Below are 11,638 nucleotides of genomic sequence, written 5' to 3'. Positions count from 1 at the left end.
TTTTTCGATGTGTTAAGTCTTCAATTTTATCAAGTAATTTTTCAATTATCGCTTCCAATCGAATAACTTTGGACTCTAGTTCTGCAATACGATTTTTGTCGGAGTTCAAATTCTTTGTGTTTGACCCAAAGTAAACACACATTGGTCAAAGGTGCTAAAAACCAGACGCATAGTTGTTAGGCAGTAACGAACAAATGTTAATAGCACAGCTGTTTTTACAAAAGGTAAAATCTAAATTGTTAACAACTATGAGTTTCTTTAGATAGGCTGAATAGTTACAAAATAGGATTTGTTTCCACTTAATTCATATCCAATAATCAATGGGTAAATAGTAGCTAAATAAGATTCCATCTTATGATTTAGAGGTGGTACATTTTTAACCCATCTCGCATGATCTATAAGCGCTTTTTTTACCTCTGGGCTACCTGTTAGTTGATAGTACTTATGTAAACCTTGGGCAACATAGGTTTGCGAATAACCGTACCTGTCTAATACCAGGTTGCCTCCTTGTTTACCTTGTAATTCTAACATTATATCAATTCTTTCATCTAATTCAGTTTTATACTTTTCCAGCTTAGTGGCATCATATAGCTCCACTAAATTAAGAACAGATAAATATAATCTTCGTCCTCTTAAGTCGTGGTCTCCCCAAATTCTTTTAATATATGTGTCGCCAGTCATTTCAGCAACTTCTAACGCTCTTTGGTCCCCCGTTATATAATATGAAGCTATCCAGCCTTGTATCCAAACATGGGCACTCAGTAATGCGCTCCAATGTTCGTTTCCGTGTCTTCGTCCAATTCCTAAATAGGGGGTGGATTCAGGTTCTTCTAAATAATTCCAGAAGTCAACAGCTTCATTAATATCTCCCACATAAGATCTTTTTTTAGGCCAATGAATATTATCAACATCCATGCTATGTTTGCTCATGTTTTGAGCCATATGGTAATATTTAGGATTACCTGTTCTCATAAAATTTGTCCATAAACTAAAATCTACCGTAGGTTCATTGTTATTCCACATATGCCATTCATCATCAAAATAATAGGTCTTAACATCACCAAAATCAAAAATACTGTACCAGGATTCCCATTCTTGATTAAAAGCCATCCAATCGTATTTATACTGCAACGCGTTTTCAAATTCTGGAAATTTTGTGCTATGTGGGGCCATATTGCCATATACTTTAGATGAGGTATACCATTCTGGGTTCGTATGAGCAATTGGAGGATCTAAAACATAATCCATTGTATGTTCAATTACTTCTATTTTTTCGGCAGTATGAAAAAAGTAAATGAATTCTGTCGTTTTAGTGATACCTTGAGCAAAGTTATCCAGCATTTCTCCATCCAACTTTGTGTTTTCTCTTTCAAAACTCATGGGGTTAACACTGGCAGGCCATATATATGCATTTAGAGTATTTGTTTTAGGGTTCACTTCTAATTCTTTAGGGTATTCTTGAAGAAAGTTTTTAATTCCTACACTGATGCCTTTAGATTTATCTGAAATATTAATCCATCCCTTTGCTCTTTCTGCTTTGACAAGTTGGGCACCATCATTAAAAACTGTTGCAGAAAAACCTTTTTCTTTTTCAGTTGAAGTAGATTTTTGGTTGGATTTATTTTGTTTAGGTCCTGTTTGTAGAACCCCCATTTTTTTATTTTCTAACCCAGTGCTGTACAAATCAAATTCTTTATTTGTATTTAAATCTCTATCAACATTTGTAGATGTGCTAAATTGAATTTCTTTATCTAAATGATATTTAAATGTTAAACCACTTCCAGATATTTGATCATTTGGCTGTGTCCAACCTTTATCATCAGCAGTGTCTTCTGAAATTATTTTTTTATTTTGAGTAGCAATATTGGCGTGTTCGCCTTCTTGTATTTTATGCTTATCTGGCACGCCTGTATAGGTCAGGGTATGTAATATCTTAATATAACTTTGACCTGCATAGGCATGGATTCTTATAGTAATAAGGAGCGTTATTATTGTCTTCCTCATTATATTTGTAAGTACCTTCAACTCTAAAGATTGTATGTAAAGCCCCTGACCCTTTCTCTCTAAAAACGGTGTTTACAACAGCTTTGGACAAATCGATGCCAGAATCATCCAAAATATCTAAGAAAGTGCCTCTATAATCTTCAGGTGCGGAAGCTATTAGTTCATCTTCTGAATAATTTTTATCTTTATTTAGATCGATGAACACTTCGTCCAGAAAACCGTGACCTTTTTTGTTGATATTAAACTTCAAAACACCTGTATCTACAGTAATGCCTCCCCTTGGCCTCATGTTGTTTGCTGAGATAATCCGGCTTTCTGGTTCCATTGGATAAATGTCTTCTCCATATTCTAAAGTATAATCAGACGCTTCATCCGCAAAAAAGAACACCCAGATCCACTTGATGCTACTGTCAGCTGGCTCCCATGTTGTTACCTCAGTTGTTTGAGAAAGTATTTCCTTGCCTTTACTATTGAGCATCCTGACATTATCAACAGAAAACAATTCACCTTTTGGAAATGGAATTCCTAATGTTATAGGTGCTCCTGATTGATTATTTTCAATTTTTATTGGGAGCTGTTTTTGTGTTGCCGCATGTATGTTAATAGTAACAATTAATGCTAACAACAGAATTATTTTAGTTTTCATAATTTAATTTATAAAATGTTTTTATTATGGATGCATAAAGCGGCAGCGCCTAATATTGCAGATCCTTTGGTGCTCGATACTTGAATCACTAAATTTTCAATTTGTTTTTGATAGGCAAAAGATTTTAAGCTTTCAAACATAGAATCTTTAAAATAAGGATAAGCTTTACTTATAGAGCCGCCTAAAATAATGGCGTCAGGTGCTAATAAGTATAAGATTGATTTAATAGCTTCGCCTAAGTGGTTTCCGTATTCATTAAACGCCTTTAACGCGGTTGAATCACTTTTCTCTGCATTTAGAGCCATGTTTTTGGCAGTTGAATTATAGTGTTGGGAAAAGAAGAAGCTACTTGCATAGTCCTCTATGATACTCTCTTTATATGGTAACATCCCTATCTCACCAGCACCACAGAGTACGCCGTTGTAGAGCGCATTATTAATAATTATGCCCATCCCGATACCCGTCCCTAGAGAGAGACCAATTACATTGCTATAGTTCTTGGCTTCTCCGTAAGTAGCTTCACCAAGAGCAAAACAATTAGCATCATTATTGATAAACACTGGTAAACGAAACTCTCTTTCAAGGATTTCTTTTAAAGGGATTTTTTTCCATGCAGGTATGTTTTGTACATCATAAACTATCCCTTTAATTGGATCTACAACAGCGGGAACACCAACACCTATAGCTGTAACCTTGTCGGTTAAATTGTCACGAATAATGTTTTTCAAGCTTTGAATCGTTAGCTCTGCCGCTGCCTCTCTGTCCACAGCGATTTGGGACTCATTTTTAATGGAGTTATTCTCTACCAAACCTACATTTATTGTGGTTCCTCCAATATCGACACCTAAAACCTCTATATTCATAGTTTTAGTTGTTTTTTTTTAAACTTATAGTTTTGTTATTTACTAATGGATTGGCCCAAAAACCAATAGACAGAATAAATAATAAAGGAATTATTAGAAAGAACATCGCGGCTCTTAAACTGATAAGCTCTCCTAACCAACCCACTATAAAGGGAATAATGGCCCCCCCGGCTATACCAGTACATAAAATTCCTGATAGTGATCCATGGTGACTTTTAACGGAGTTAAGGGCTAAAGAGAAAATAATGGACCACATTACTGAGATGAAGAAGCCAATTAGAGGAAAGGCTATAAGCGCTGTTTCTAAAGAGCCTGTAATTGCTACAATAACTGTTATTATCGTAACTAATGTGGCCAAAATAAGTAGTTTTCTGCTATCCATAACTTTTAAAAGCAAAAGTCCTAAAAGACAACCTATCGTGAGCATTGCCCAAAAATAAGACACCGTATCCGCGCCAATTGTTTGAGCATCAACGTTATGATATTCCAATAAGAATTGAGAGATCCAACTCCCAATACCTTGCTCAGTACCTACGTAACAAAATATTCCGAAAAAATAAAGTAAGGTCCATTTGTTTTTCAAAAGAGATAAATAAGAACTTTTATCACCCGCCTTTTCATCCTCATTTTTTTCAACTTGTGGGTAGTTAATAAAAAGTACAACAATCAACATGATTAAGGCAATAAACGAAAAGACAAAATACAAGGAGACCCAAGGTAGGTTTACCGGAACAATTTCTCTTAATAAACTTGCAGCATTTTGTGCATTGGAGCTTACATCACTAACCAAATACTTATATAAATAAGGACTAGCAAAAGATGCTAAACCAAAAACCAATTGTGCTAAGACAGAATTGAAGGCAAAATGTTCTTCGCCGCCAGCAACCCTGAGCATGGGATTAATAACAACTTGCAGTATGGCCATACATGAGCCCAGAGTAAATAAGGTTATAGTGAACGTAATATAGCTAGGGTTTATCGCAAACAAAAAAGAAGCAAGCGACATCACCAAAAAGGATATCACCAATAAAGTTTTATTTCCATATTTTTCTGATAAAAACCCTGCAGGAATGGACATCACGCCATAAGCGATAAAAAACGAAAATGGGAGTAAACCAGTTAAGGTTAAGCTTAAATCAAAACTCTGCTTTACATCTACGATTATAGAGTTAAGAATATTTGTTATAAATGATATCACAAAGAAAATTAACATTACCAATAGTATGATATGGTAAAACCTCTTTGTCACTTTATCTTGGTAAGTCATGCTTTGTAGTTAGTTTAGTTAGATAGTTATTTTAGCGGTAATGTATTTCTGTTATTTTAACATTGGGAAAAAGTATTTAATTTCTTCATCTGTTGGCTGTTTTCCATATTCACAGATTTCAAAAAACTCTACATTTTTAACTTTAGAAACGTCTGTATTTGGATACCATTTCTTTAAAGCATCTAAACTGCTTTTGTCCAATACTTTTTCTTTTAAATAAACGTCTTTCATCCATTCTAAGCGTTCTTTCTCACCCTTAGGAATAGCATTCATATCCATTCCCATGACCCATGGCATCCATTCGAATACTTGAGATTCATGTGCGGCAAAAGCTCTTTGTTTTAGATCCATAACCTCATCTATAACAACAGCAATGTCTTTTGAAAAAGGATAGGGTTTTTGAAAACCATCTTGCATATATAGAAAAATCGGATTCTTCTTTAAGGGCGGTGTATCTGGGGTTACATTTGGAACAATTACTAAATAAGCAGCATCTTGAACTACAATCCCTGCATTTCTATGATCTGGATGATAGTCATTAGGGCGTAACCCAAGAACAATATCGGCATCCCAATCTCTGATTTTTCTTATGACCTGATGTCTCACTGCTAAAGTTGGGATCAGTTCGGCATCATGATTGTCCAGAACATCATATTCAACACCTAATAGTTCTCCTGCTCTTTTAGCTTCAGCCCTTCTTCTTTTTCCTAATACGCCGCCTCCCATATCTTGATGGCCGGCATCTCCGTTGGTAAGCGCAAGAAATTTAACTTTATGGCCTAATTTTGCATAAAGGGCAGCGGTTCCTCCAAACTTTGCATCACAATCATCTGGGTGAGCACCTATGGCAATAATTCTTAATGGCTCATTTGCTTTAACTTGAGCAGAAATATTAAAGCCCATGAATACGGTGAGTAGTAAAAATGTTAGTTTTTTCATTTTATATTATTTAGTTATTTAACATTGGAAAAAGTTCTCTAATTTCTTCATCAGTGGGTTGTTTGCCATATTCGCAAATTTCGAAGGATTCGGCGTGTTTTGCTTTCATTGCTTTTTGTGAGCCATACCACTTTGTTAATGAGGCTCTTGTTTTGTCAGAAATGGGCCTGCTCCAACCTTTGTTCAGAAATTCTCTTTTCTCCTTTTCCGTTTTTGGGACATCAAGCAACTTTCCGGCCGTCCAAGGGAGCCATTCGTAAAACTGAGACGTATGCGCATCCAGGGCATCCATTTTCTTATCAAAAACACTAGTAATATCTACAGTTATGTCTGCTTTAAATTCATTTGGTTTTTGAAAATGATCCTGTAGGTAGAGAAAAACAGGATTTTTTTTTAATGGTGGTGTATCCGGTGTGACATTAGGAACGATTACTAAGTAGGCTGCATCCTGTACCAAGACGCCTGTATATCTGTGATCGGGATGGTAATCTACAGGTCTATGTGTAAGCACAATGTCTGCATCCCATTTCCTTATTTCCCTGATGACTTGATGTCTTACTTCAATGGTTGGAAATAATTCTCCATCATGATTGTCGAGAACGGTATATTCAATACCTAATCTTTTTCCAGCTTCTTGTGCTTCTTTCCTTCTGATTTTGGCAAGGTGTCCCCCGCCTTTTTCGTAATGACCTGCATCGCCATTTATTACGGAAACAAACTTGACACGGTGGCCCATTTGGGCAAATAATGCCGCTGTGCCTCCCATTTTATTATCGGAATCATCTGGATGAGCCCCAAAAACTATAACATTTAGTGGCTCTTTTACTTTTTCTTGCGCATTAATACCTGATAAGCTACATATCAAACAAAATGTAACCATCGTTTGAATAATTATATTTTTCAAATCGAAATTTTTTAGAAGGTTTTTTAAAAATTACTTTTAATTGGTCACACGGTAGTAATGTGTGACCAATTAACAGTGATGTTAATTTGTGTTTTGAACAAATTTTGTGTTAAGATCCATTTCTCTTTGTGGTATATAAAATAGACTTCTTACTGAAGATTGAGGAATAAATGATTCTGCCTCGTTTACTTTTGTTGCAGCCACACCAAATCTTTTTAAATCTGGCCATCTGTGATTTTCAAAAGCTAATTCTACGCGCCTTTCCTTAAGTAGTTTGTCTTCAAAAGTACTAGAGGTTGATGCATCAATAGGAGCTAAACCCGCTCTGTCCCGTACTTCATTAATCAAATCATAAGCTTCATTAGATTCGCCTATTGCTTCTGCAAGCATTAAAAGAACATCTGCATATCTGAACACTACAAAATTGATGTCTGAATCGTTTTCTGTTGGTGGATCACTCTCATATTTTCTAATATAATTAGCTTCTACTGTAGCGCCAGCAGCGTTTAGATAGGTAGTTCCCATAGAAGGGGCAAACCTCAAATCGCCATTTTCATAGGCATTTGATAAGGATGCTGTTGGCCTATTTCTGCCAAAACCTTGTCCAGTTTGTAAAAATGCGCTCGGAGAGAAATCATTGGTAAATGAGCTTCCCTGACCTATACCGCCGCTTATAAATTCGACTTCAAAGATAGATTCTTTGTTATTTTCATTAGCAGCACCCCAAAGGTTTGCATAATCATTAAGTAATCCATAACCATAAGAACTTTTAATTCTTCTTAAAACTACTTCTGCTTCAGACTTTTTATTGAGAGTTAATAAAACTTTAGCCATTAACGTTGCAGCTGCGCCCTTAGTGGCTCTTCCTTTATCGCCACCTGAATAGGAAACTGCGAGGTTGTCTTCAGCCATTTCTAAATCTCCACTTATTTGAGTTAAAACAGTGTTAGCATCCACTTGAGTTAATTCATCACCAACACTAAATGGAGTTAATTGTAAGGGGATATTCGCATAGGCAATTGCTAAGTGATAGTACATTAAGGATCTTAGAAATAATGCTTCCCCAATAATTCTTTGTTTAACATCAGTGTTCATTGTTACGTTATCAATTCTTTCTAGAATAACGTTGCAATTGGCAATTATTGAATAAGAGTCTGTCCATGCAGCAGTGATCTGCTCATTTAAAGGATCTTCCGTGAATGCATTGATTTCAGTATAAACTCTGGCCAAACCAGTAGCATCTGGTCCTTGGTCCGTATTATCGCTTCTCATTTCAAACATGGTCCAATAGCCACGACCATATACTCCTTTTTTCTGTAACCCAGCATAACTGGCATTGATTGCAGAAATGAAGTCGTTTTCGGTATTATAAAAGTCTGCCTCATTTCGATTAGAAATAGGGGCTAAATCAGTAAAGTCGTTACTGCAAGAGCCTAAGACTAAAATGGACATCAATAGTATAAATTTATTTTTCATTTTGATTCGTTTTAAAATTAGAAATTAAGATTTAATCCTACTGTAAATGACTTTGTTAATGGGTAAGCTCCATAATCTTCGCCTGGTGTTAAACTGCTATTTGGGCTAGCACTTACTTCAGGGTTGTATCCTAAATAATCAGTCTTAGTAAACAAGTTTGTTCCTGTTATATAAATTCGTAATTTTTCAATACCTAATGCTTCATTAGCTGGTAATGTGTAACCAAGAGTCATATTTCTTAATCTAACAAACGAACCATCTTCTACCTGAAAGGATGAAGGTCTAGCATTATTTCCATGATTTCCCGATAACCTGTCAGCTCTGGGAAATTTTCCATTGCCTGGGTCAGCTTCAGATCTCCATCTATCATTGAATACCGCATATGAATTAAAGTTTGCTTCTCCATTTTTTAGATGTCTGCTAGTTAAGTTTAAAATTTCGTTGCCTTGTACTCCTTGTACCAAAAAGCTGAAATCAATTCCTTTGTAGCCAAATCTATTTGTTATCCCCCAAGTATAATCTGGAAAATAACTACCAGTTACAGTTCTATCAGCTGGGGTGATTTTTCCATCGCCATTGATGTCTTTAAACTTAAGATCTCCTGGAGCCGGCTTCGGTGCTTGCGTGTCTACCGGAGCGTTTGATATGTCCTGTTGGTTTTGGTAAATGCCATCAACCACGTATCCATAATAGCTTCCTATTGGATCTCCTATACGAGTGATATGTCTGATACCCGCTTGACCTGAAGAGAAAATAGGTTCACCTTTTGAGTTGAGAGACAATACTTCGTTCTTATTTGTAGAGAAGTTAATATCAGTTTCCCAAGTAAAGTCACCAACAAGGTTTCTACTTTTTAGAGCTATTTCAAATCCTTCATTCTTTACCTCGCCAATATTTTGTAGCGTTGTTTGAAAACCTGAAACTCCAGAGATACCAACATTGAGAAGCAGATCAGAAGTAATTGTATTGTAATAATCTGCTAATAAGAAAATCCTGTTACTTAATAAACCTACTTCTACTCCGATGTTTGTTTGCTGAGATTTTTCCCAAGTTAATTCTGGATTAGGTATAGTTGATTGTATTAATCCATTAATTTCATTTCCGTTGAAGTTGTAATTATTTGGTGAGAGTAAACCGATTGCGCCATAATTAGGGATTTCAAAATTTCCTGTTTCTCCCCAACTAAATCTCAATTTTAATTCAGAAATGGATTCTATTGATTTCATAAAATCTTCTTCATTTATTCTCCATCCTAAAGAAAAAGATGGAAAATAGCCAGTTTGATTATTCTTTCCGAATCTAGAAGACTTATCTGATCGAAAAGTTCCTGTAAATAAGTATTTATCATCATAACTATAATTCAATCTGAATAAGGCAGAAACTAGAGACCATTGCTCTCTTACTGAATTTCCAGCAAATACTTGTCCACCACTAATGGTTGTAACTAAATCATCTGGGAAATTGTCAGCTTGCACTTGTTTAATTCCAATATTGTCTTTTTGGGCTGTGTAACCTGCAATGGCATTGAAATAGTGAACATCAAATTCTTTCTCCCAATTTAGAGTGTTCTCCCAAAGCCAATTAACTTCTGTTGAAGATGAGGCTTGTGCGTAAGACACACCTTCCGTCGCTTCTCTAAACAGGAGGGAGTTGGCTCTATAAAAATCCCGATTATATACATTCACGTATGTGCCACCAAAGGTCTTGAATGTTAATTCAGGAAGTATTTTATATGATAATCCTAAAGATGCTCTTGTTTGAAACTGAAATAATTTATCATCAACAGCATCAATAATTGCTAGCGGATTACTTGCAGAAGTGGTACCGCCACCTAAATGAGATTGGTTATCTGTTTGGTTAAATGTACCATCAGTATTATAAGGTTTTACTGTTGGTGAATGAACCAATGCTGAATAAACTATTCCTGGAGGGGTTGCAAAATAGGGTGCAGATCCTGGCTGTCTTTGGTTTTCGGTAATTGTTGGCGCAACTCTTAAATCTAAATTAAGTTTCTCGCTTAGTTGAGAGTTCAAATTAAGCATTAAATTATACCTCTCAAAATGAGATTGAGGAATGATTCCTTCTTGTTTAAAATAACCTGCAGAAGCATGGTAGCTGGTCTTATTTATCAAGGGAGAAGCATAAGACAGGTTGTAACTCTTGGAATACCCCGTTTTAAATATTAAATCTTGCCAATCTGTATCAGTTCCATCCCAATTGATAAAAGAAAGTGGCAGTTCATAATTTGCGTTTCCTCTATCGCCTGGACCAATAGGATCGTTTACTGACGCTCCCTGTACATCTTGTAAATAAGCGTTGTTTCTAGCGTCACGTGTGTAATCTATTAACTCTTCAGCGTTCATTAGATCAATTTTGTTAGCAACACTTTGAGTGCTGTAAAAAGTATCAAAAGAAAAAACACCTTTATCTGAGGCTACTCCGCTTTTAGTGGTTATTAAAACAACCCCGTTACCACCTCTAGAACCATATATTGCTGCTGCAGAAGCATCTTTTAGTATTTCAATTGACGCAATGTCGTTTGGATTGATCGTGGCTAGTGGATTTACAGGAGGCGCTTGAAAATTCCCGCCGCGTCTGGCCAAATCTCCCTGAATTCCTAATGTTGTTAAATTCTTTGAAATGGGTATACCATCTACAACGAACAACGGATCATTACCAGCTGATATTGAACCAGAACCACGAACGCGTATGTTAGGGCTAGAACCTGGTTCCCCAGACGTTTCTTGCACTTGTACACCTGCAACTTGACCAATTATTGCATTCTCTGCACTGATCACAGGAATATTGACAATTGTTTGTGCCGATATAGATGAAACAGCACCGGTTACTCTTTTCTTGGATAGCGTTCCATAACCTACCACTACAATTTCATCTAATGCCGCAGCATCTGGAACCATGTTTATTGTTATTGTTGTTTTTCCCTCAACGTTAACGTTTTGAGTTTTATATCCAACATAAGAAACTATAATTTCTACATTATTGGCTAGGTCCACTTCAAACTTGCCATCAAAATTGGTGACTACTCCTATATTTGTTCCCTTTACCTGTACAGTTGCTCCTGGCAAAGGCATTCCTGATTCGTCCACAATGGTGCCCTTGAGCAAATTTTGAATTTGAGCTGTAGACCTAAGATTTATGGTTTCTATGACGTTTTTACTCACTATTTTTTTTGTCACTACTATTTGATCAGAAGTAATTTTATAATTCAAATCAGAGGAGGCTGAAAGTTCTTTTAATAATTCTGATAAATGAACTTTATTAGTTACTAGGTTAACTTGTTTGTTAAGATCAATTTCTGACGTTTCATAGAAAAACTTATATCCTGAAGAGTTTGTTATAGTTTTAAAAATCTCTTTTAGAGGTTCATTTTTAATGTTAACAGACAAAACGTCATTCTGTTCAGCTACACCGTAAGCCTCTACATTGGTACAAAAAGGTAGTAACAAGAAAAAAATGGTTCTTGTCAAAGTTTTTAGTCTATGTTTTTTGTGTTTTTTGATCATACTTTTCATAAATTT

General features: G+C 35.8%; 8 protein-coding genes. All 8 read right to left on the bottom strand.

The genetic code is table 11. The features are described from left to right. Positions 1-258: 258 nt before the first annotated feature. The 8 genes from JEM65_RS15935 to JEM65_RS15900 all read right to left on the bottom strand — a co-directional run bounded on the left by JEM65_RS15935 (position 259) and on the right by JEM65_RS15900 (position 11,587). Entirely contained in the window at positions 259-1,905 is a 1,647-nt protein-coding gene (locus JEM65_RS15935) for an exo-rhamnogalacturonan lyase family protein (protein WP_199601583.1), read from the bottom strand. A 28-nt stretch (positions 1,906-1,933) separates the two neighbouring features. After that, entirely contained in the window at positions 1,934-2,650 is a 717-nt protein-coding gene (locus JEM65_RS15930) for a hypothetical protein (protein ID WP_199601582.1), read from the bottom strand. An 8-nt stretch (positions 2,651-2,658) separates the two neighbouring features. Next, positions 2,659-3,513, bottom strand: coding sequence for an ROK family protein (locus JEM65_RS15925; RefSeq protein WP_199601580.1), 855 nt, complete (start codon positions 3,511-3,513; stop codon positions 2,659-2,661). 4 nt (positions 3,514-3,517) lie between these two features. Next, on the bottom strand, positions 3,518-4,780 hold the full coding sequence (locus JEM65_RS15920; protein WP_199601578.1) for an MFS transporter: 1,263 nt from the start codon (positions 4,778-4,780) through the stop codon (positions 3,518-3,520). A 51-nt stretch (positions 4,781-4,831) separates the two neighbouring features. Further along, the gene (locus JEM65_RS15915) at positions 4,832-5,719 is read right to left on the bottom strand and encodes a PIG-L deacetylase family protein (protein WP_199601576.1); all 888 of its coding nucleotides are present in this window, start codon (positions 5,717-5,719) and stop codon (positions 4,832-4,834) included. A 10-nt stretch (positions 5,720-5,729) separates the two neighbouring features. Then, positions 5,730-6,623, bottom strand: coding sequence for a PIG-L deacetylase family protein (locus JEM65_RS15910; RefSeq protein WP_306465095.1), 894 nt, complete (start codon positions 6,621-6,623; stop codon positions 5,730-5,732). 81 nt (positions 6,624-6,704) lie between these two features. Beyond that, positions 6,705-8,099, bottom strand: coding sequence for a RagB/SusD family nutrient uptake outer membrane protein (locus JEM65_RS15905; protein WP_199601569.1), 1,395 nt, complete (start codon positions 8,097-8,099; stop codon positions 6,705-6,707). 17 nt (positions 8,100-8,116) lie between these two features. After that, complete coding sequence (locus JEM65_RS15900) at positions 8,117-11,587, bottom strand: SusC/RagA family TonB-linked outer membrane protein (RefSeq protein WP_233530690.1); 3,471 nt, start codon at positions 11,585-11,587, stop codon at positions 8,117-8,119. Positions 11,588-11,638: the final 51 nt, after the last annotated feature.

This window comes from Gelidibacter salicanalis, assembly GCF_016469035.1.
In the GTDB taxonomy this organism is placed as follows: domain Bacteria; phylum Bacteroidota; class Bacteroidia; order Flavobacteriales; family Flavobacteriaceae; genus Gelidibacter; species Gelidibacter salicanalis_A.
Note: the sequence above shows the minus strand (reverse complement) of the source record. Positions and strands in the feature narration are given on the sequence as shown.

Coding starts and splice junctions, on each gene's coding strand:
- JEM65_RS15930 (WP_199601582.1), bottom strand. CDS start 2,650: ATGAAAACTAAAATAATTCTGTTGTTAGCATTAATTGTTACTATTAAC.
- JEM65_RS15925 (WP_199601580.1), bottom strand. CDS start 3,513: ATGAATATAGAGGTTTTAGGTGTCGATATTGGAGGAACCACAATAAAT.
- JEM65_RS15920 (WP_199601578.1), bottom strand. CDS start 4,780: ATGACTTACCAAGATAAAGTGACAAAGAGGTTTTACCATATCATACTA.
- JEM65_RS15915 (WP_199601576.1), bottom strand. CDS start 5,719: ATGAAAAAACTAACATTTTTACTACTCACCGTATTCATGGGCTTTAAT.
- JEM65_RS15905 (WP_199601569.1), bottom strand. CDS start 8,099: ATGAAAAATAAATTTATACTATTGATGTCCATTTTAGTCTTAGGCTCT.